Source organism: Streptomyces scabichelini, from assembly GCF_011045015.1.
In the GTDB taxonomy this organism is placed as follows: domain Bacteria; phylum Actinomycetota; class Actinomycetes; order Streptomycetales; family Streptomycetaceae; genus Streptomyces; species Streptomyces scabichelini.
The window spans coordinates 22,828-44,531 of record NZ_JAAKZY010000075.1 but is presented as its reverse complement, the minus strand read 5'-3'; the positions used below and the strand labels follow the sequence as shown (position 1 = coordinate 44,531).

The following is a 21,704-nucleotide window of genomic DNA, read 5'->3' as shown; positions in this document are numbered from 1 at the left end:
GCGGGCGGGAGTGTGGGCGTATGACACAGATATCCGCCTCGGAGCCGCCCCCGGCCACAGCTCCGGCGCTCCTCGGTCGGGGCCGTCGTGCGCTGCGCGCCATCGCCATCGGGTCCTGTCTGCCGTATCTGACCCTCAAGGTGGCGTGGATCGGGGGAAGCCGGATCGGGATTCCCGAGGGCAGCTCCCTGCTCGACCACCGGGCCACGATGGCCGTCGCCAACAGCGTCACCGTCGTGATGGACGCGGCCGTCATCGTGCTCGCGTTGCTGCTCACCCGGCCGTGGGGCCGGCGGGTGCCCGCCTGGCTGCTGATGGTGCCGATGTGGGTGGCCGGCGGGCTGCTGGCGCCGATCGTGGCGGGGTTTCCCCTGACGCTCCTGGTCAAGGTGTCCGGCGGGGACGTGGGGACGGGGCAGGAGGCGTTTCTCGACGAGTGGGTGTTCGCGGTCGTCTACACGGGGTTCATCGTGCAGGCGCTCACGCTCGGTGCGCTCTTCATGCTGTACGCGCGGGATCGGTGGGGGCATGTGTGGCAGGCGTGGCCGGACGGTCCGGGGCGTACGGCGCCACGCACGCTCGCCGTGGCCGCCGCCGTGGTCGCCCTGTTCCCCGCCGCCATGCACGTGGCGTGGGCGTGCGGCGCGACCGCCGGGCTCCCCGAAGGCCGGATCGCCGATCGCACCGGGGACTTCCACGTGCTGGAAGCGTTGTACTTCGTCTTCCTCGCCGCCGCCGTCACGGGCGGGTGGCTGCTCGCCTTCCGGCGCGGCCGCACGCTGCCCGTGAAGGCCCCGCTCGCCCTCGCCTGGATCGGTTCCGGCGTCATGGCCTGCTGGGGCGGCTGGCTTTCGGTCGCCTCACTCACCGGTGTGGACGACATCTCCGAGCGGCCGACGGCGCTGCTGAACCTCACTTACGCTGGGCAGATGATCGTCGGCATGCTCGTGGTCACCGTAGGCGTGCACTTCTTCGCGGAGCGGTCCGGCGCCGCGCGGCGATCCGGCTCCCGCCAGCGGTCCCGCGCCGCGCAACGGCCGGCGTGAGCGCCTTCGCGCGGACCCTGTTCGGACGGCGGACGCGCCGCCGGTGGATCCATCTGATCCTGGGCGGCGCACTCGCCATGCCGTACGTCTTCGTCGGCGAGGTCATCGTGAGCTTCGTCGTCGGACCGCGGGACGACACCGGGTCGTTGTTCCCCCAACTGTCCGCGTTCGCCGTCGGGTTACCCCTCGCCGCGATCACCTCCCTGTTCCCGCTGACCCGGCCGATGTCGGTGGCCGCGGTCCGGGCGCTGTGCGGTGTCGACGGTGACCGGCTCGCCGACGGGCCCGCGCGGACCGGTGCGGCGAGGGGGCGGACGGCGGCATGGTTCACGGTGCACCTGGGGTTCGGCGGGATCATCGCCGGGATGTCCCTCGCGGTGCCGCCCTTCGCGGCGGTGCTGATCGCGCTGCCCGTCTTCGCGGGGCTGCGCGACTCCCGGCTGGGACTGCCCGAAGTCGTCGATCACACCTGGGTGTTGGCGCTGTCGCCGGTCGCGGGCGTCGCCTGCCTGCTGGCCCTCGCCGGCTGCGCGGCGGGCGCCGGTACACTCCTGGCCCGCTGGGCGCCCGAGTTGCTCGGGCCCACGCCCGAGGACCGGCTCGCCGCCGCCGAGGCCCGCGCCGCCGACCTCGCCGTACGCAACCGGCTCGCGCGTGAGCTGCACGACTCCGTGGGCCACGCCCTGAGCGCCGTCACGCTCCAGGCGAGCGCGGCCCGCCGGGTCCTGGACAGCGACCTGGAGTTCGTCCGCGAGGCGCTGGCCGCGATCGAGGACACGACGCGTCGTACGGTGGGCGAACTCGACGCCGTACTGGGCGTGTTGAGGGAGTGCGAGGGAGCCGACACGTCCCCCGCGCCGACCCTCGCCGACCTCGACGGCCTGCTGCGCCGCACTCGCGCGGGCGGTCTCCGGATAACGGCCGCGGCGGAAGCGGACCCCGAGACGCTGCCACCGCTCGTCTCCCGGGAGGCGTACCGCATCGTGCAGGAAGGGCTGAGCAACGCCCTCAAGCACGCGGGCGACCAGGTCACCGTGTCCCTGCGGATCGAGGTGACCGGCAAGGAGCTGGAGATCACGCTGGAGAACCCGCTGCCGAAGGCCGTCACCTCCCGGGCCGCCGCTCCCCGCCCCGGCGGCGGTCACGGCCTGCGCGGCGTCGCCGACCGGGCCCGGCTGCTGGGCGGTACGACCGCGACCGGCCCGGTGGACGGGGTCTGGCGCCTGCACGTACGACTGCCCGTCGAAAGATCCGCGACGATTGAGGGACCCGCATGACCACCAGCCCGACGATCCGTGTCGTTCTCGCCGACGACGAGCGCATGGTCCGCACCGCGCTCCGCGCGATCCTCACCTCCGAACCGGACCTGGAGGTCGTGGGCGAGGCGACGACCGGCGCGGAGGCGGTGTCCGTCGTGCGGGAGCTGAGGCCCGACGTGGTCCTCATGGACGTACGCATGCCGGAGATCGACGGCATCCGCGCCACCGAGCAGATCCTCACCACGCTCGACGCGCCGCCGCGCGTCGTCGTCGTGACGACCTTCGAGAACGACGCGTACGTGTACGAGGCGCTGCGCGCGGGCGCCTCCGGTTTCCTGCTCAAGCGGGCGGAGGCGGACGCGCTGGTCCAGGCGGTACGGCTGGTCGCGCGCAGCGACACCTTGCTCTTCCCGGGGGCGGTGCGGGCGCTCGCCACGGAGTATGCGCGCGCGGGCGCGGCACCGCCGTCGTGGGTTGCGAAGCTCACCGTTCGCGAGGGGGAGGTGCTTCGGCTGATGGCCGGCGGGCTTACCAATGCGGAGATTGCGGGGCGTATGGGGGTTGGGGCTGCGACGGTGAAGTCGCATGTGGCGGCGGTTTTGGCGAAGACGGGGGCGAGGGATCGTACGCAGGCCGTTATCGCGGCTTACGAAGCCGGCTTTCTGAAGGGCTCGGTGTAGCGCCGTAGGGGTGCTGTTGGTTGCCGGCTGCGGCTCGTTCGTGGTTGCTCGCGCCCACGCGGCGGAGCCGCAAATTGATACAGCCCCGCGCCCCTTTGGGGCGCTCCTGGCGGGGCTCGCTTCATGAAGTACGCATGAGAAAGCGGGCCGAAGGGAACGAATCACCCCCCTTCCCTCGTCTTCTACAACGCGATGAACAAGACGATCAGGCGCGCCTCCGTCTTCGCGCTGCTCCTCGTGCTCGCCCTGCTGGTCAGGGCGACCTGGGTGCAGTTCTACGACGGCAAGGCGCTCGCGGAGAACAAGGACAACCGGCGGAACGTGATCGAGCAGTACGCGTACCCGCTCGGGAACATCGTCGTGGCCGGCGACGCGATCACCGGTTCCAAGGTGGCGGACAGCGGTGACCTCAAGTACCAGCGGACGTACACCGACGGCAGTCTCTACTCGGCGGTCACGGGGTACAGCTCGCAGGTGTACGGAGCGACGCAGCTCGAGGGCATCTACAAGGATCTGCTGGACGGCACGGACACCCGGTTGAAGAACCCGGTGGACTCGCTCACCGGCAAGCGTGCCGATCCGGGCGATGTGATCACGACGATCGACCCGGCTGTGCAGAAGGCCGCGTACGACGCGCTCGGCGACACGAAGGGCGCGGCCGTCGCGATCGACCCGTCGAACGGCAAGATCCTCGGTGTCGTGTCCACTCCCTCGTACGACCCTTCCAGGATCAGCGGCTCCACGGACTCCGCGGCCTGGAAGGAGCTGACCAAGGACCCGGAAAAGCCGATGACGAACCGGGCGCTGCGCCAGCCGCTGCCGCCGGGCTCGACGTTCAAGCTGGTCGTCGCGGCCGCCGCCCTGGAGGACGGGCTGTACTCGTCGGTGGACGAGAAGACGGACAGCCCGAACCCGTACCCGCTGCCGGACTCGACCAGCGTGCTGGACAACGAGAACGCGTCGGCGCCCTGTGAGGACGCCACGATCCGGGTGGCCCTGCAGTACTCGTGCAACAACGTCTTCGGGAAGATGGCCGTCGACCTGGGCCAGGACAAGGTCAGGGAGATGGCGGAGAAGTTCGGCTTCAACAACTCGGAGCAGGACGTTCCGGTGCGGGCGTACGAGAGCGTCTATCCCTCGGACATGGACAAGGCGCAGACGGCGCTGTCGGGCATCGGGCAGTTCGATGTCACGGCGACCCCGTTGCAGATGGCCATGGTGTCGGCGGCCATCGCCAACGGCGGGGAGCTGGTCTCGCCGCACATGGTGTCCCAGATCAGCGACGCGAGCGGCAATGTGCTGCGGGACTACGACGACAACACGGACACGAAGGAGATCGTCAGCTCCTCCACGGCCGAGCAGTTGCAGTCCGCGATGCAGACGGTCGTCGACGACGGGACGGGCACGAACGCGCAGATCTCCGGCGCGACCGTGGGCGGCAAGACGGGTACGGCCCAGCACGGCGAGAACAACAGCCAGACGCCGTATGCCTGGTTCACGTCCTATGCGAAGGACGACTCCACGGGCAAGGAGGTGGCCGTCGCCGTGATCATCGAGCAGTCGGACGCGGCTCGCTCGGAGGTCAGCGGCAACGGGCTCGCGGCGCCGGTGGCGAAGGCCGTGATGGAGGCGGCGCTACAGGACTAGGCGGCCTTGCTGAAGTCCGGCGCAGTACCGCGCCCCGTAAGGGGCGCGGGGAACTGCGCGACCAGCCCCCACCGGCCCGCAGATTCATCACCGCTCTTCCAGCGGAGCGCTTACGCGCCTCTACACGCCGAGCAGTTGCTCGATCGGATCGATCGCGAAGTACACCAGGAACATCGCCGACGCGCCCCACAGCAGCCAGTGCACGTCCTTCGCCTTGCCCAGGACCGTCTTGATGAGGACGTACGCGAGGAAGCCGGCCCCGATGCCGTTGGTGATCGAGTACGTGAAGGGCATCACGGCGATCGTCAGGAACGCGGGAATGGCGATCTCGTACCTGTCCCAGTCGATGTGCTTGACCTGAGTCATCATCAGGAACCCGACCGCGACGAGGGCGGCCGCCGCCGCCTGGAGCGGGACGATGGTCAGCAGCGGGGTCATGAACAGGGCGAGGGCGAAGAGGCCGCCGGTGACCAGGTTCGCGAAGCCGGTGCGCGCGCCCTCGCCGACGCCCGCCGCCGACTCGATGTACGAGGTCGACGAGGAGGCCGAGGCAGCGCCGCCCGCGACCGCGGCGGCGCCGTCGATCAGCAGCACCCGGCCGAGGTTGGGAACCCTGCCCTCTTCGTCCAGCAGCCCCGCCTCGGCGCTGACGCCGACGACCGTGCCCATGGTGTCGAAGAAGTCCGAGAGGATGAGGGTGAAGATCAGCAGGACGACGGTGATCGCGCCGGCCTCGCCGAAGGCGCCGAACAGGCTGAAGTCGCCGATCAGCCCGAAGTCGGGGGTGTCGACCAGCTTCTCGGGCCACTCGGGCGTGGTCAGGCCCCAGCTCTTGATGTCGGCGGCCGAGTTGATGATGATCGCGAGGATCGTCATGGTGACGATGCTGATCAGGATCGCGCCCTTGACCTTGCGGGCGATCAGCCCGATGGTCAGCAGCACTCCGAGGCAGAACACGAGCATCGGCCAGCCGGTCAGCGCGCCGGTGGCGCCCAGTTGCACGGGCACGGTGGTGTTCGCCGCGTCCGGGATCCGGCTGACGAACCCGGCGTCGACGAAGCCGATGAACGCGATGAACAGGCCGATGCCGACACTGATCGCCTGCTTCAGCGGCTGCGGTATCGCGTGCATGACGGCTTCACGCAGGCCCGTCACCACAAGGACACAGATCAGCAGACCTTCCAGCACGATCAGGCCCATCGCGTCGTCCCAGCTCATCAGCGGGGCGATCTGGAAGGCGACGACGGCGTTGAGGCCGAGACCGGCGGCCAGCGCGAGCGGCAGATTGCCGCCGACGCCCATGATGACGGTCATCACGGCGGCGACCAGGGCGGTGGCGGTGACCAGCTGGACGCTGTCGAGCCGCTGTCCGAACTTGTCCTGGGCGCTGCCCAGGATGATGGGATTCAGGACAAGGATGTACGCCATCGTGAAGAACGTGGCGAAGCCGCCGCGGATCTCCCGGGCGAAGGTGGATCCCCTGGCGGAGATCTTGAAGAACCGGTCGACGCTGTTCGCCGGGGTTGGTGCGGCACTTGGCCGGTCGGCCACCTTCTGTTCTCCGGACATGCGGATGCTCCTCGTTACTGCGTACTGGGTGTGCGGATGCTGGCTGGATTGTTCCCGGTGTTGATCCGCTTTCGGGTTTTCTCCGTGTTACGGAATGGGGTTCGGCCTACCGCACGACCTTCGAAGTCCCGTACGGGCGCCTGCTACTCTCTCGAATCTCACCCCACAGGTGCACCATTCCTTCACGGGTGACACACGGGGTCCGTATACGCACTACGCACGCCTCAGGCATCGCACGCACTGCGCAGGCAGTCAACCGTACTGCCCGGGATCATCAGGGGAGAGGTCGCCCGTGGGCACTGTCGTCGACGACGCAGCCTCCGTGGAGTTCCACGACTTCTTCGAGCGGCACTATGCAGAGCTGGCGCGCCTGGCCCATCTGTTGACCGGTGAGTCGGACGCCGCGGACGATCTGGCGGCGGACGCGCTGCTCGCGATGTGGCACCGCTGGGACCGGGTGCGGGCGGCGGACCATCCGGTGGCGTACGCACGTGGTGTGGTCGCCAATCTGGCGCGCAGCCGGATCCGCAGCGCGGTGCGCGAGCGCAGACGGATCACACTGTTCTGGTCGCAGCGCGAGGAGAGCAGCGAGAACCCGGACGTCCCGGGCGTGGTCGATGTCCAGGGGGCGCTGCGCAGACTGCCGTTCCGCAAGCGGGCGTGTGTGGTGCTTCGGCACGCTTTCGACCTCTCGGAGAAGGACACCGCGCTCGCTCTGGGCATCTCGGTCGGTACGGTGAAGAGCCAGACGTCGAAGGGAATGGCCGAGTTGCAGCGGTTGCTGGGCAGTGCGGACGGCCCGAGCCACGTGCACGCGGCGGTGCTGCGCACCGGTGGGGCCGGAGGGAGGAACCCGTGACCGGGCAGCGCGACGCACACGACAGGCTGCGCGCCCGGCTGCATGAGGCGGCCGGGGCGCACGAGCCCGACCGCGCGCGCATCCTGGCCCGGGTCGAGCGCGGCATGACGGAGGCCGAGAGCTCTCGGCGTCCTTCTTCCCAGCGGCCCCCGGTACTGGGCTGGGCGCGTGTCGTCGGTGCCACGGCCGCGGTCGCGGGGGTTCTCGCGGTGGGCGGTTATGCGGCGGCGTCCGCGCTGAAGGACGACGACCGGGCCCAGCAGACCGTGGCGGTGACGCCGACTCCCGACCCGTCGCCGGAGCAGTCGAGCCGCGGCGAGATCCCTCCGGACCCGACGAGTTCCCCACGTCCCGACGAGCCGACCGCGGCCGAGTCGCTGCCGGTCAGGCCGCCGGAGCCTCCCCCGGCCGTCACTCCGCCCCCGGACGCCGGCACCGAGGAGGGCCCGCTCTGGTCGGACGGCTCGGTCGACCCGCACAGCAACGAGTTCTGGGCGCAGAGCAATGTGACGGTGCGGACGGACAAGCAACTCACCTCGCTCAGCGTCGAGTTGCGCATCAAGCAGACCGGCGGAGTCACCTCGACGGGCGCCTGGCGCTCGCTGCCCGAGGACGACTTCGTGCTGACGGCCGGCGAGCGGGACGGCTTCCTCGTCTACACGTGGGAGCTCAAGGAGGGCCGTACGGTCCCGGTCGGCGAGTTCGTGTTCGCCGGGCAGTACGACCACGACCGCGGCGGCCGTGACGCCGGCGACGACCGTTACGCGGCCACCGCGCAGGCCGACGGCCGACAGGTGGGCGTGCAGGGCGACTTCGCGCGCCAGGACACCGACGACGGCGACTCGTAGCCGACGGCTTGAGAGACGCATAACGACGGGCGTCTGAAAAAAGTTCCGGGGAGCGGCAACCTCCTCCGTCCGAGTGGCAACCAGGGAGACGCAAGGTCTTCCCCCCACTCGAGGAAACGGAACATGACTTCAGAAACACAGCAGCGCGCACGCCACCGCCGCAGGTTCAGCCGGACGCACGCCGTGATCGGCGGCGTGTCCGCATTAGGCCTGACCGGAGCCGCAGTCTTCGCCGGCACCTTAATGTCGTCGGCGAACGCCGCCGCCGAGTGGCCGACCCCCAACGGCAGCGAGGCGGTCTCCAAGACGATCCCGGTGGAAGGTGTCCGGGACGGCGAGATGAAGCGCTTCTACGGCAGCGGCGACCTGGCCGGTGACGGTCAGGAAGAGGGCGGCGACCCGATCTTCGAGCTCGCGGACGGCGCGACGCTGAAGAACGTCGTCATCGGCAAGCCCGGCGCCGACGGAGTCCACTGCGAGGGCACCTGCACGCTGCAGAACGTCTGGTGGGAGGACGTCGGCGAGGACGCCGCCACGTTCCGCGGCGGCGAGTCGGCCACCTTCACCATCACGGGCGGCGGTGCCAAGGGCGCGGAGGACAAGGTCCTGCAGCACAACGGCGGCGGCAAGCTCACCGTCACGGACTTCGCGGTCCAGGACTTCAAGACCCTCTACCGCTCCTGCGGCAACTGCTCGACGCAGTACAAGCGCAGCGTGAGCTTCAACGGCCTCGACGTGACCGCCCCCGGCGGGCGCCTGGTCGGCATCAACCAGAACTACGGCGACTCCGCGACCCTGCGGAAGGTCACGATCACCGGCGACAGCGACAAGGAGATCGTGCCGTGCCAGAAGTACAACGGCAACGACACCGGTGACGAGCCGGAGGAGGCCGGCAGCGACGCCGACGGCACGCACTGCAACTACAAGGCGTCCGACATCACCTACAAGTAACCGCAGCACAGTCCGGTAACCGAGCAACCCGACCGAGCAACCCAGCACCTGGAGCACCACTCTTGAGCACGCACAGAAAGCACCTCACCCGTCGCCGGCTGCTTGCCGCGTCCGCCGTGGGCGTGGCCGGCTCCGGCGCGGCGGTCGCGGCCGGCGCCGGGTTGCTCTCCTCGGCGTCGGCCGCGACCTTCGGCCACTCCGACGACGGCGCCAACCATGTGATCGACACGGGCGCCTCCCTCGTCTTCAAGGTCTCCAAGTCGACCGGCGACCTGACGTCGCTGGTCTACAAGGGCAAGGAGTACGAGGGCTACGGCGGCAAGCACTCGCACGTGGAGTCGGGGCTCGGCGCGTCGACCGTGGGCATCAAGCAGTCCGGGTCGACGATCCTGGTCACGGTGGTGCACGGCACGCTCAGGCACTACTACGCGGCGCGCCAGGGCCAGAACAACGTCTACATGTGGACGAACAAGGCCGACACGTCGTTCACGGCGACCCGCTACATCGCCCGGATCAAGGCGGGGATCTTCCCGAACGAGGGTGCCGACTCCTGGGTGGAGGCCGCCGACACGATCATCGAGGCGGGCGACGTCTGGAAGAAGTCGAACGGCCAGACCCGCTCCAAGCACTACTCGGGCGTGCGGGTCATGGACTACGACCACGTCGGCTACACCACCGGCTCGGTGGGGCTCTGGATGGTGCGCTCCAACCACGAGAAGGCGTCGGGCGGCCCGTTCTACCGCTCGCTGCTGCGCCACTCGAACGACGGCGGCGTGGGCCTGTACGAGATCCTGCACTACAACCAGTCGCAGACCGAGGCGATGCGCTTCGGTCTGCAGGGTCCGTACGTCCTGTCCTTCACGGACGGGGGTACGCCGTCGTCGTCGCTGTTCGCGAGGAACCTCGACACCTCGTGGGTGGACGGCCTCGGCATCTCCGGCTGGGTCGGAAAGTCCGGCCGGGGCAAGGTGTCGGGCGTCGGGCTGAAGGGCATGGACGCGGACCACGCGTACACCGTGGGCTTCGCCAACGACGATGCGCAGTACTGGGCGAAGGCCGCCTCCGGCACGGGTGCCTTCTCATGTCCGGGCATGCTCCCGGGGACGTACACGCTCACCGTCTTCAAGGGTGAACTCGCCGTGCACACCCGGGAGGTGAAGGTGACGGCGGGCGGTACCACGGCCCTCAACACCCTCACCATCAGCGGCGATCCGGGCACCGCCGACACGATCTGGCGGCTCGGGAGCTGGAACGGTACGCCCGGCGAGTTCAAGAACGCCAAGCTGATGACGTACGCGCATCCGTCCGATGTGCGCGCGTCGAAGTGGACGGGCAACGTCACCATCGGCAGCGGTGACGAGGCCGCGTCCTTCCCCGCGTACATGTGGAAGGACGTCAACGACGGCATCCTCGTCTACTTCAGGCTGACCGCCGCCCAGGCCGCCGCCGCGCACACCCTGCGCGTCGGCGTGACGAACGCCTACATCAACGGGCGGCCACGCGTGACGGTCAACGACTGGGTGTCGGCGATCCCCTCGGCACCCACGCAGCCCTCGACGCGGTCCCTCACCACGGGCTCGTACCGGGGCAACAACCACACGTTCACGTACAACGTGCCGGCGAGCGCGTGGAAGTCGGACACCGGTCAGTACAACGTGCTCAAGCTGAACATCGTCAGCGGTTCCTCCGGGTCCGCGTTCCTCAGCCCGGGCACGTCGTTCGACTGCATCGATCTGCTGGCCTGAGCCCCCCCCACCGGGTCAGCAAACGGAACGCCCCCGCCGGACCTGGGGAGGTCAAACGGCGGGGGCGTTCCCGTGCCCCATGGGTTTCTCGGGGGATCACCTCATCGTCGCACCGACGGTCGTGGAGCCGGTCGTCAGGAACGTCGTCGCGGGCAGCGAGCCGTTCGCCTTGCGGGCGCCGTACGCGGTGGACGCCTTCGTGGACCTGAAGGCCGGGGTGGTGACGCCCTTGTCCCAGTTGTTGCCCGCGGAAACGGTGGACCTGCCGAGCTTGGAGCGGCTGTCCTTGTTGCCCACGGCGAGGTTCTTGCCGAGCCGGGCCTTGCCGGTGGCGAAGTAGAAACCGGACTTGGTGTTGGCGTACGCGGTGTTGCGGTTCACGTTCATGGCACCGGGGTTGGAGTTCTCGGTGAAGCCGTGCTTGGTGTTGTTCCAGGCCGCGTTGTAGGTGACGACGTGGGCGACCGAGGCACCTCCGCCGCCGAGCTTGAAGCCGTTGCCGTTGCCCTCGAAGGCGGGGTCCTTCCAGCGGTTCCTGCCGTTTCCGTACGCCCAGGAGTGCTCGATGGTGACGCGGCTGGAGAACTGCCACAGGTCGAGGCCGTCGTCGGAGTTGTTGTAGAGGCGGGCGCCGGTGATCTTGTTGCCGGTGCCGGAGCCGAACTTGACGGCGATCCCGTCGGCGTTCTGACCGTGACCCGCGGCGTCGTAGTTGCCGTAACTGTCCAGGTTCTGCACGAGGTTGCCGGTCGTGCCGTCGCCCCGCAGCGTGAAGCCGGAGTCGCCGTTGTTCGCCGTGACGAGGTTCTTGAAGACGCCGCCGACGGAGGAGGTGGCGACGAAGCCGTGAGCCGGCGAGTTCTGCCAGGTGAGGTTCTGCACGGTCCAGTAGTCGCCGTAGATCCCGGCCAGCCAGGAGCCGTCGGGCAGCTTCGAGCCGTCGATCCGCACCTTCGCGCCAGGGGCCGCCTTGAGCGTGATCCGGGCCGAACGGGTGCCGTTCGCCTGCGACTTGAGGCTCTTCATCGGGTAGTACGTGCCGCCGCGCACCTGGATGGTGGTGCCGGCCGCGGCGCCCTTCACCGCGGCTTCCAGCTGCGCGGTGGTGGACACGGTGACCGTTTTGGTGGCGGCGGCGCTGGCCCCGTCGTTCGAGAAGCCGAGGTATGCGCCACCTGCCCCCGCGGCGACGGCCACCGCGGCGGCGATGGAGAGGGTGCGGGTCCTGCGATGGCGTCCGGCGCTCTGGCGCACGGGGCGTTCCTTTCCTAGGAGTCGGGGACAAGAGACGGGCCGGAGCCCGCTTCTGGTCTCTGGTCGCCGCCGTGGCCGGAATGGGTTGCCGCTCCATGCGAAAACGAATCGAAACTTTCGCTCGCACCAGTCCCAGTCGCACCGATTGACGCGTCGTTCCCCGCTGGTGACACTCCCAGGGCAGCTCACCCCAACAGAAACCACCAGACTCCCACAGGATGTGTCATGCGACCCCGCACCGCCCGCACCCTCCTGATGTCCCTGTCAGCGCTGCTCGCCCTGTTCCTGAGCCTGCTGGCAGCGCCCCCCAGTCCCGCACAAACCGGAGCACAACCAGTGGACAGAGCCGACAGAGCCTCGCAGAAGGCCAAGCCGAAGTACGCCGGCTATCTCTTCTCGTACTTCACCGGCGAGGGCACCGCCGACGGCGAGCAGATCCGCTACGCCCTCAGCCGCGGCAACGACCCGCTGCACTGGCGGGAGCTGAACGCCGGAAAGCCCGTCCTCACCTCCACCGTCGGAGAGAAGGGCCTGCGGGACCCGTTCGTGATCCGCGCCCCCAAGGGCGACAAGTTCTACATGATCGCGACCGACCTGAAGATGTACCAGAACTCCAGCGGCAGCTGGGACTACGTCCAGCGGCACGGCAGCAAGTCGATCATGGTCTGGGAGTCCACGGACCTGGTGAACTGGACCGACCAGCGCCTGGTGAAGGTCTCCCCCGACACCGCGGGCAACACCTGGGCGCCCGAAGCCTATTGGGACGACACGCTCGGTGAGTTCGTCGTCTTCTGGGCCTCGAAGCTGTACGCCGACGACGACCCGGACCACACCGGCTCGACGTACAACAAAATGATGTACGCGACCACGAAGGACTTCCGCACCTTCAGCGAGCCCAAGGTCTGGAACGACCCGGGTTACTCGGTCATCGACTCGACCGTCGTGAAGCACAAGGGCACTTACTACCGCTACACCAAGGACGAGCGGGACCCCGGCTCCAGCAACCCCTGCTCGAAGTTCATCACCGGTGAGAAGTCGGCCTCGCTCACGGACACCTCGTACGACTTCGTGTCCGACTGCATCGGCAGCGGGTCGATCGACCGCGGCGAGGGCCCCACGGTCTTCAAGTCGAACACCGAGAACAAGTGGTACCTGTTCATCGACGAGTACGGCGGCCGCGGCTACGTCCCCTTCGAGACGACCGACCTCGACTCGGGCAAGTGGACGATGTCGAAGAACTACCAGCTGCCCGCGAGCCCGCGGCACGGCACGGTCATGCCGGTGACGCAGGAGGAGTACGACCGGCTGCTCGCCGCGTATCCGGCGAGCCCCGCCTCGGTGGTGGACGCGACGGCGCGCGACCAGAAGGGGTACGCGGTCGTCACAGAGGACGCCTCGAAGGTCGTCCTGCCGATGGAGCCCGACGCCGACCTCTCGCGGCTCGCGCCCAAGCTGTGGGTGGGTAAGGGAGCGACGGTGAGCCCGAAGTCCGGTACGCGCCGCGACTTCCGCAAACCGCAGAAGTACACCGTGACCGCGGCGAACGGCACGAAACGCACCTGGACGGTCGAGGCGGTGCCGACGCGCAGCCCGGTCCTGCCCGGCCTCTACGCGGACCCCGACGTCAAGTACATGGACGGCCGCTACTGGATCTACCCGACGACGGACGGCTTCCCGGGCTGGAGCGGGACCAAGTTCAAGGCCTTCTCGTCAAAGGACCTGGTGCACTGGAAGGACCACGGCGAGATCCTCGACCTGGGCCCTGACGTGTCCTGGGCCGACAAGAACGCCTGGGCCCCGGCGATCGCGGAGCGCGACGGCAAGTACTACTTCTACTTCTGCGCCGAGCAGCAGATCGGCGTCGCGGTCGCGGACTCCCCCGCCGGTCCCTTCAAGGACGCGCTGGGCAAGCCGCTGGTCGCCAAGGGAGGCCAGTTCCAGGGCCAGATGATCGACCCGGCGGTCTTCACGGACGACGACGGCAAGTCATACCTGTACTGGGGCAACGGGCACGGCTACGTCGTCCCGCTGAACGACGACATGGTGTCGTTCGACGCGACGAAGGTGAAGGACATCACCCCGGACAACTTCCGCGAGGGCGCCTTCGTGATCAAGCGCAAGGGCACGTACTACTACATGTGGTCCGAGGACGACACACGCAGCGAGAACTACCACGTCGCGTACGCCACCGGCCCGTCCCCGCTCGGCCCGTGGACCAAGAAGGGCACGATCCTGTCCAAGCGCCCCGAGTACGGCATCAAGGCCACCGGCCACCACTCGGTGGTGAACGCCCCCGGCACGGACGACTGGTACATGGTCTACCACCGGTTCGCGCTGAACGGCCCCGGCAGGCCGGGCGGAGAGGGCACGAACCGCGAGACCACCATCGACCGCATGGAGTTCGCGCCCGACGGCACGATCAAGCCGGTGGTACCGACTCTTGAGTCGATCAGACCGGTACGGAAGTAGGGTGCAGCACCGCGCCCCTAAGAGAGGCCGCAGGCCTATCTAGGGGCGCGGGGAACTGCGCGACCAGCCACAACGAACCCGCAGCTTCGAACAAGCCTCACAGGACGGCGTCCAACCATCCGTAAACCTCGTCCTGCATACGCGAGTTGAAGACGTGGCCCACCTCGGGCCACATCTCCAACCGCAACCGCGACTCGGCCCGGCAAGCACGCCAAACGAGCTGCAGCTTGCCATAAGCCACCCGCACCCCTTCCGGAGGAAACAACGTGTCCAAGCCGCCGTTGAAGAACAGCAACGGCTTGGGCGCGGCGATGCTCGCTACATCAGGGATGTCGAGATGCCGGGCGAGCCCGGGGTGCAGCATGTGAAAAGCGGACTGCCCACGCAGCGTGTTGTTGCCGGGCACCATCATTTCCTTGAGCCCGGTCATCCAGCACACGCTCACCCCGGCCGCGATGTCGTCGCTGAGCGCGGCGGTCTGCCAGGCCCGGTAGGCGCCCATGGAGAAGCCGAGGGCCGCGACGCGCCGCCCGTCGACGCGATCGAGGCCGGCCAGGAACCGGGCGGCGCGTACGTCCTCTTGGGCCATGAGCCCGGCCAGGGACGAGCCCAGGTTGTACAAGTTGCCGGCGAGCGCCTGCTGCTGCTCGTAGACGAGGGGGCCGCGGTCGCCCCAGCCGAGGGCGTCCACGGCGAGGACGACGTACCCGCGCCGGGCCCTTCTCCTTCCCGAGGCGGGGGGCAACTGCTGGGCCTAGAAGCGCCTATGAGGTCGGCTTTAACTCGATCGTGTGATGGTCGACTCGCGGGCTTGCGGTGCCTTGGGCGGGCCGGGGTAGCGTTGCCGTGCGATCTGGGACGCCGGATGCGGTGCCAGCGTGCGGGGCCCCTGCTCCACCGGAGCGATGGTTCAGGGCCTCCCCGCAGCCTTTGGCCGCACCCACAGGCCGGGTCGTGAGGGACTCCGCCCACCCAGCACGGACCACGGACAGGATCCGTGTCGCCGCCTGGGATGCGAAAGCGGACGACCAGTGCGCCCAAGACCGTTCGGGGCGTGCCAGTGGGCGGGCTCACTCCCGCTCGCCGCGAAGGAACGGTAGAAGTCGGGGAGGTTTCCCTCGACGATGCTCCCGCAGTGCCTGCCCCGCCGCCTTGGCAGCGGGGCAGGGGTGACAGCGACGGAGCGGGCGTGGCTCACAGGGCTACGCCCGCTCCCGCGACGAACGCCGTCCTTCCCACCGGGGCCTGGTCACCAACGCCCATACGGCCTCCAGCCTCCGAGGTATGTCTGACGCACATGCAACTCGGCCTGCTCTTCTGTCAGTTGAGGCCGGTTCTCCGGGACGAGGATCTCCGCGCCGGGTCCCGTGTTGCGGTACTCGGCGTACCGCTGGGACTGCCACGGGAACTCGTCCCGCATGTTGGTGTACGGCTCGGCCGCGTCGACGCCCGGGCCGATCCAGGTGTCGCGGACGACCAGGGACGGCCGGGCCGTGGTGTCGGAACTGGGCACCCAGGGACGCGACAGCTTGTACGCGCCGTCCTCCGCGCCACTGGTGATACGGCACCTCACGGCCAGGTAGCCGTACGGATTGGCCCCGGCCGTGGACGGCGCGAACACCATGCCCTCGGGCGTGAAGTCGACCTCCCGGTCCAGTGTGTGGAAGCGGCAGTGCTCGTACACGGCGGTTGCGCGGCCGAAGACGAAGTCGACGTCGCCCTCGGCGTAACAGTGCGCGAAGTACTGGCGGGCGAAGAGCGAGAGGTTCAGCGAGTCCGCGTACAGCGTGTCCTGGTGGCCCAGGAAGCGGCAGTGGAAGAACGCCGAACGGTCACCCATCACCTTGACGGCGACCGCCTGCGTGCCGGTGATCTCCGGGTGGTCCGCGCGCAGCCAGTCATTGGCGAAGGTGATCCAGCGGGCGGTGAGGTCAGCCGCTTGCAGGGTGGTGGTGGCGGAGCCCGAAGTGCCGTACGTACCAGAGCCGTCGGGCTTCATCGTGCCCGCCGCGTTGTCGTAGACGATCACGACGTCACGGGGGTTCTCGCTGGCTCCGACAAGAGTGAGCCCGGCACTGACCGCGGGGACTTTGACGATCTCCCGGTACGTTCCCGGGGCGATGACCAGCGTGTATCCGGCACCGGAGGCGGCGTCCACGGCGGCTTGGACGGTGGTGAAGTCCCCGGCTCCGCCCGGGTGGACGTACAGGGTCCGCTCGGTCAGCCGTGCTGACGGCGACCCGAAGCGCCCGAACGGGGACCGCCCGCGCGCCTGGGCGGTCCCGTCGAGCCCCAGCGCGAGCACGGCCCCGACGCTTGCGACGCCGAACGACCGCCTGCTGAGTGATGTCGGCATGCTCATCGTCAGCGGACCTTTCCGGCACCCGCGCCGTGGCCGACGATCCCCGGCACGGCCTGAGGCGAGTCGACCTTCTTGCGCAGCGTCGGCGTCCAGCCGGCGCCCCGCTGCAACGTCTCCTCGGGGATCTCCGCGTTGTGCACGGCGATCAGGTCCGTCAGCTTCCCGTTGACGTAGTTGCGCTCGGCGGTCAGCGGGGACTCGTTCCACTTCTTCAGCACCTTGCCGACGCCGGCACCGGGCGGCAGCGAGAAGGAGTTGTGGCTGGCGTACAGCTGCGAGGAGATGCCGACGCCGAAGACGTAGTAGTCGTCCTTCTGGTCCTCGTTCACCACGTAGTGGTTGTTGTAGACGTCGACCTGTCCGAACCGCACACGAGGGGAGCGCTGGAGGATCCCGTCGAAGCGGTTGTGGTGCATGGTGACCTTGAGCTTGCCGGAGTCGAGACTGGCGGTGCTGTCGCTGTTCCCGATCAGCATGTTCTTGTCGTGGTCCTGGAAGCGGTTCCAGGACACGGTCACGTAGTTGGAGCCGCGCACGATGTCCGTCAGCCCGTCGTGCTGCTGGAAGACCTTGCCGAAGTAGACCGGCCGCTCGCTGTCGGGGTAGCGCCCGTCGGTGAACGTGTTGTGGTCGATCCACACATGATCGGTGCCGTAGACGACCACGGCGTCGTACTCGGAGTTCCAGTTGCCGGTCTTGTTGTCGTCGGTCGGGTCCCACTTCGGGAAGCAGTCGAGCGGGGCCTCGATGGTCAGGTTGCGCAGGATGACGTTCGAGACGCCCTTGATCTGGAGGCTGCCGCCGAGGATGCCGGAGTTCTTGCCGACGCCGACGATGGTGGTGTTGCTGGGGACAGCGGCCTTGATGACCCCGTCCTGGTTGGCGGCGGACGCGACCCGCGCGTCCTCCTGCGGACCGCTGGCCACCTCGTCGTTGCCCCAGACGGCCGGGTCGTAGTCCTTCAGGTACTGCTGGAGGTCGTACCCGCCGGCGACGAAGGCCTCGCAGCCCTCGGACACGGCGTCGATCATGCCCTTGACCTTGATGATCTTGGGCGCGTCGCCACCGTCCTTCAGGGCGGCCTTGAACTCCGCCCAGGTGGTGACGGTGTAGACGTGCGCGGCGTCGGCGGCCGATCCACCGGTGGTGCCGGCGCCCTCGGACGCCCAGCCGTCGTTCGCGGAGAGGGTCTCGCGACCGAGGTCGCGGGACTGGGGCTGCGCCTGGGCGGTGGTGCCGGTGACGGCGAGAACAAGGGCGGTGCAGCCGATTACAGATGTCATGACATGGGCATGCCAGATGCGGGTACGCATGGGTTACGGGCCTTTCAAGCGGAGAGTGGGGTGTAGCGCCCCTTAGGGGCGCGGGGAACTGCGCGACCAGCCACATACGGCCCGCAGCCTCAAACCGGCCTTACCAAGTGATCCAAGACTCCGGAATCTCGTCGTCCAAGCGGCGCACATCCCGTGGCGCCAACACCCGCCGCTGCAGCAACTCACCCGCAACCAGCCGGGCCACGGCAATCCCACCCGGAGGGTTGAAGTGAGTGTTGTCCTGCTCGGTCGCGGTCCAGTTGAAGTACCGCTTGGTCTCCTCGACACCCAGCTTCTGCCAGAGCGCGATCGACAGCTCCTGGACGTCGAGCAGGGCAACCCCCTCCTCCCCGGCGAGCGCGCGCATCGAGGCCGGATAGTCGCCGTGCGTGGGCACGGCGTTGCCGTCGACGTCGAACCGCCTGCGCTCCACGGAGGTGGCAAGGACGGGCCGCGCACCACGGGCCCGCGCCCCGTCGAGGTACTGACGCAGATAGTCCTGGTACGTCGTCCAGGGCTCGGTGTAGCGCGCGGGATCGGCGGTCTTCGAGTCGTTGTGCCCGAACTGCACGAGGAGGAGGTCGCCGGGCCGGATCGCCCCGAGGATGACGTCGAGGCGCCCCTCGTCGATGAAACTCTTCGAACTCCGGCCGTTCACCGCGTGGTTGGCGACCTGCAAGTCGCGGCGCAGGAAGAACGGGAGGGCCATGCCCCACCCGGTCTCGGGCGCGGCGTCGGCGTACTTCTGGGCAGCGGTGGAGTCACCGGCGATATAGAGGGTCCGCCCGGCACCACGGGATGACGTGGCGGCAACGGCGGGCCCGCTCGCAGCAACGGCGAGCGGAACGGCGGCAAGAGCCGCCGTACTGACCTGTCTACGGGTGAGCGACACGACAGTGTGCCTTTCTCAACAGGCGTGCGGGATAGATACGTTCAGCGGCGCCTTTCAAAGAGGGGGGTGCCCCCCGCGCCCCTAAGGAGGCCGCAGGCCTCTTCAGGGGCGCGGGGCTCTGCTGATTTGCGGCTCCGCCGCGCGGGCGCGCTCAGCCACAACGGACTTGCAGCCGATCAACTGCCGAACAAGCGGAGCGTTACTGCTTCTGCTCGTTCCACTCCGCCTGAGCCTCGTTCAGCTGGTCGGCAAACGTGTCCAGGAAGTCCTTCGCGCTCATCGACCCGTTCATCACCTTCTGGAACGCGGGCTCGTTGTCCGCCTTGCTCAGGTTGTTCCAGTCCGGCAGGTAGTACGGCAGCTGGACGATGGTGGTGGAGCCGTCGGAGAGGGCGTCGGCGGCGAGCTTGGTCGGCTCGGCCTTGGAGACCCAGGCGTCCTTGGCGGCGTCGGTGTTCGCCGGGACCTGGCCCGCGGACTCGTTGAACTTGGAGTTCGAGGCCTGGGTGGTGGCGAACTCGATGAACTTCCAGGCGGCGTCCTTGTTCTTCGAGCTCTTGAACACGCCGAGGCCGTCGACCGGGTTGGAGACCTGGACCCGCTTGCCGCCGGCACCGATGGGTTGCGGGATGCCCCGGAACTTGTCGGTGCCGAACGCCTTCACGTGGTCCTGGTAGGAGCCCAGGTTGTGGTTCAGCATGCCGATGGTGCCGGAGTCGAACTGGGAGACCATCTTGGTGAAGTCGTTGTTGAGGTCGGCGGCCGGAGTGACCTTCTTGTAGAGGCCGACGTACTTCTCCAGGGCCTCCACGTTCTTCGGGTCGTTGACCGTCGTCTTGTCACCGCTGGAGTCCCAGAAGGACGTGATGCCGGACTGCCCGTACATCGCGTCGAGTGCCTGGGCGATCGAGCCGGCGCCACCGCGGATGGTGTAGCCGAACTCGTTCTTGTCCTTGTTGGTGAGCTTGTCGGCGGCCTCGTAGAACTTGTCCCAGGTGGTCGGCTCGTCCAGGCCCGCCTTCTCGAACAGGTCGGTGCGGTAGTAGAGGACACCGTTGTTGGCGGAGGTCGGGATCGAGTACAGCTTGTCGTCGCCGCCACCGGCCGCCTTCAGCGACTTGACCATGTCCTCGTTGAGCTTGCCGTTGAGGGAGGACTTTCCGAGGCGGTCGTCCAGCGGATCCAGAGCGTTCTGGGCCGCGAACCCGGCGAGCATCGCCGCGCCCACGCCGCCGACGTCCGGCAGACCGCCGGCCTGGATGGAGTTGTCGACCTTGGACTGGTACTCGGTGGCGGCGATCCCGACGTACTCGACGTCGATGTCCGGGTTGGCCTTCTCGAAGTCGGCGATGATCTCCTTCCAGATGTCGGTGCGGACACCGCCGTTGTTGTCCCAGAAGACGATCTTGCCCTTGCCGCTGCCCTCCGCGCCCTCATCACCGCCCGCCCCGCTGCCGTCGTCGCCACAGGCGGTGGCGGTCAGCGCGAGCACGACGCTCACGGCGGCGGCCGTGGCAATACGCCGTCCGCCCCTGCTGCTCCTGCGAATGCTGATCTTCATGGTCGGCTCTCTTCTTCTGGATCCGTCGAGCTGTGAAGTTGTGGGGGTCTGTGGGCACACGGGTTCCGTGTCCGTGGGCATCGGGTTCAGGTGCCGATCCGCGCTTGTGGTCCGGAGAACTTCTTCACGAGCGCGGGTACGGCGGCGGCCGGGTGGAGCTCGTACTTGTAGAAGTCCCGCGGGTCGAAGGCCACGCCCCACGCGTCATGCCGCCCGCTGGTGTTCTTCAGGATCGATCCGCGCTGCACCAACTCGGCGGTGGCATCGGCCTGGTAGGGGTGCTGGACGCCGTCGTAGTAGCTGTTCTCGATGACCATCTTGGTCCGGCCGCGCGACCAGTTGCCGTACGTCCACGTCGGGTCGCCGTCCGCCAACTGCTCCGACAGATAGTTGTTGTAGAGGTGCGCGTAGGCGCAGTTGTCGGCGGACGGGTTGCGCTGTTTGGTGCCCCGGAACCAGTTGTGGTCGATGGTGATCTGCGTCCTGAGGTTCGGTGTCCAGCCGATGCCGAACGTCTTGTTGTTGTTCGTGAACTGGTTGTAGGAGACGGTGACGTACTCGCTGTCCTTGCGGATGTCGAGCTGGCCGTCGCAGATCCGCGAGAAGCGGATGTGGTCGATCCACACGTGGTGGACGGACTCCAGCCGGATGCCGTCGAAGTCGGTGTCCTTGCAGTCCCAGTTGCCCTCGATCGCCGTGTCGCGGATGGCGAGGTTGCGGATGATGACGTTGTGGGTGCCCGGGTCGAGGTTCAGCCCGCCGTGGACGATCTCGGCGGTGTCGCGCACGCCGATGATGGTCTTGTCGGAGCCGACGGCGATCTCCGTGCCGAAGGTGGCCATCTCGATGGAGCCCTTCACCCGGATGACGTACGGCTCCTCGGCCGCCGCGTACTTCGCGAGCGAGGCCTCGTCGGTGACGGTGACGACCTTGCCGCCCGCGCCACCGGTGGTACCGCCGTCGAGGGAGGCGAATCCGTGCGGACGGTCGGTCCAACGGGCGGCCGCCGTCGCGCTTTCCTTGACGCCCTGGACGCCCTGCACGTCCTGCACGTCCGTGACGCCCTGCACGTCCTTGACGTCCTGGACGGGCACGGCCTTCGCAGGGGTGATCAAGCCCAGCGCCAGAGAGGCCACGAGGGCTGCGACGGTGGCCATGGCTCTGCCCAGGCCGGGCCCTGCCTTCGGCCTCAGCAAGCGCTTGCCTCGGGGGTGTGACATTGCGGCTCCCAACGGGCGTACCGGTGAGG

15 protein-coding genes and 2 pseudogenes are annotated in these 21,704 nt (G+C 68.3%); 9 read left to right on the top strand and 8 right to left on the bottom strand.

What is annotated here, in order from left to right; translation table 11 throughout:
* The first annotated feature begins 20 nt into the window (after positions 1 to 20).
* The 4 genes from G5C60_RS23535 (at position 21) to G5C60_RS23520 (ending at position 4,632) form a co-directional block, all read left to right on the top strand.
* Complete coding sequence (locus G5C60_RS23535; RefSeq protein WP_165262502.1) at positions 21 to 1,046, top strand: hypothetical protein; 1,026 nt, start codon at positions 21 to 23, stop codon at positions 1,044 to 1,046.
* Entirely contained in the window at positions 1,043 to 2,323 is a 1,281-nt protein-coding gene (locus G5C60_RS23530) for a histidine kinase (protein ID WP_165262500.1), read from the top strand. Before G5C60_RS23535 ends, G5C60_RS23530 begins: the two co-directional genes overlap by 4 nt.
* Entirely contained in the window at positions 2,320 to 2,985 is a 666-nt protein-coding gene (locus G5C60_RS23525) for a response regulator transcription factor (protein ID WP_165262498.1), read from the top strand. The genes G5C60_RS23530 and G5C60_RS23525 overlap by 4 nt, the downstream gene beginning before the upstream one ends.
* A 192-nt stretch (positions 2,986 to 3,177) precedes the next feature.
* Complete coding sequence (locus G5C60_RS23520; RefSeq protein WP_165262496.1) at positions 3,178 to 4,632, top strand: peptidoglycan D,D-transpeptidase FtsI family protein; 1,455 nt, start codon at positions 3,178 to 3,180, stop codon at positions 4,630 to 4,632.
* A 120-nt stretch (positions 4,633 to 4,752) separates the two neighbouring features.
* Here G5C60_RS23520 and G5C60_RS23515 read toward each other — a convergent pair whose 3' ends face one another.
* Positions 4,753 to 6,201, bottom strand: a complete 1,449-nt coding sequence (locus G5C60_RS23515; protein ID WP_165262494.1) for an NCS2 family permease — start codon at positions 6,199 to 6,201, stop codon at positions 4,753 to 4,755.
* Between the two features lie 292 nt (positions 6,202 to 6,493).
* Here G5C60_RS23515 and G5C60_RS23510 point away from each other — a divergent pair, with 292 nt between their 5' ends.
* The 4 genes from G5C60_RS23510 (at position 6,494) to G5C60_RS23495 (ending at position 10,604) form a co-directional block, all read left to right on the top strand.
* The gene (locus G5C60_RS23510; RefSeq protein ID WP_165262492.1) at positions 6,494 to 7,060 is read left to right on the top strand and encodes a SigE family RNA polymerase sigma factor; all 567 of its coding nucleotides are present in this window, start codon (positions 6,494 to 6,496) and stop codon (positions 7,058 to 7,060) included.
* Positions 7,057 to 7,908 (top strand): DotU family type IV/VI secretion system protein, encoded by an 852-nt coding sequence (locus G5C60_RS23505; RefSeq protein ID WP_165262490.1) that lies wholly within the window; start codon positions 7,057 to 7,059, stop codon positions 7,906 to 7,908. Before G5C60_RS23510 ends, G5C60_RS23505 begins: the two co-directional genes overlap by 4 nt.
* Positions 7,909 to 8,031: 123 nt before the next feature.
* A complete protein-coding gene (locus tag G5C60_RS23500; protein ID WP_165262488.1) occupies positions 8,032 to 8,859 on the top strand; it encodes a pectate lyase in 828 nt (275 codons plus the stop codon).
* A gap of 62 nt (positions 8,860 to 8,921) precedes the next feature.
* A complete protein-coding gene (locus G5C60_RS23495) occupies positions 8,922 to 10,604 on the top strand; it encodes a rhamnogalacturonan lyase B N-terminal domain-containing protein (RefSeq protein WP_165262486.1) in 1,683 nt (560 codons plus the stop codon).
* 96 nt (positions 10,605 to 10,700) lie between these two features.
* On the opposite strand, the gene G5C60_RS23490 is transcribed toward G5C60_RS23495, so the two are convergent.
* The gene (locus G5C60_RS23490) at positions 10,701 to 11,858 is read right to left on the bottom strand and encodes a right-handed parallel beta-helix repeat-containing protein (protein WP_165262484.1); all 1,158 of its coding nucleotides are present in this window, start codon (positions 11,856 to 11,858) and stop codon (positions 10,701 to 10,703) included.
* Positions 11,859 to 12,083: 225 nt separating this feature from the next.
* Between G5C60_RS23490 and G5C60_RS23485 the strand changes: the two genes are divergently transcribed.
* Entirely contained in the window at positions 12,084 to 14,327 is a 2,244-nt protein-coding gene (locus tag G5C60_RS23485) for a family 43 glycosylhydrolase (protein ID WP_165262482.1), read from the top strand.
* 97 nt (positions 14,328 to 14,424) lie between these two features.
* Here G5C60_RS23485 and G5C60_RS23480 read toward each other — a convergent pair.
* The 6 genes and pseudogenes from G5C60_RS23480 to G5C60_RS23455 all read right to left on the bottom strand — a co-directional run.
* Positions 14,425 to 15,057: pseudogene (locus G5C60_RS23480) on the bottom strand (dienelactone hydrolase family protein); the annotation flags it as partial.
* A 519-nt stretch (positions 15,058 to 15,576) separates the two neighbouring features.
* Entirely contained in the window at positions 15,577 to 16,689 is a 1,113-nt protein-coding gene (locus tag G5C60_RS23475) for a pectinesterase family protein (RefSeq protein WP_241267010.1), read from the bottom strand.
* A 2-nt stretch (positions 16,690 to 16,691) separates the two neighbouring features.
* Positions 16,692 to 18,002: a pectate lyase family protein gene (locus G5C60_RS23470; protein WP_165262480.1), complete on the bottom strand. Its 1,311-nt coding sequence runs from the start codon at positions 18,000 to 18,002 to the stop codon at positions 16,692 to 16,694.
* A 100-nt stretch (positions 18,003 to 18,102) separates the two neighbouring features.
* Complete coding sequence (locus G5C60_RS23465) at positions 18,103 to 18,894, bottom strand: GDSL-type esterase/lipase family protein (protein WP_165262478.1); 792 nt, start codon at positions 18,892 to 18,894, stop codon at positions 18,103 to 18,105.
* A 199-nt stretch (positions 18,895 to 19,093) separates the two neighbouring features.
* On the bottom strand, positions 19,094 to 20,455 hold the full coding sequence (locus G5C60_RS23460) for an ABC transporter substrate-binding protein (RefSeq protein ID WP_165262476.1): 1,362 nt from the start codon (positions 20,453 to 20,455) through the stop codon (positions 19,094 to 19,096).
* 89 nt (positions 20,456 to 20,544) lie between these two features.
* Positions 20,545 to 21,675 (bottom strand): annotated as a pseudogene (locus G5C60_RS23455) (pectate lyase family protein); the annotation flags it as partial.
* Positions 21,676 to 21,704: the final 29 nt, after the last annotated feature.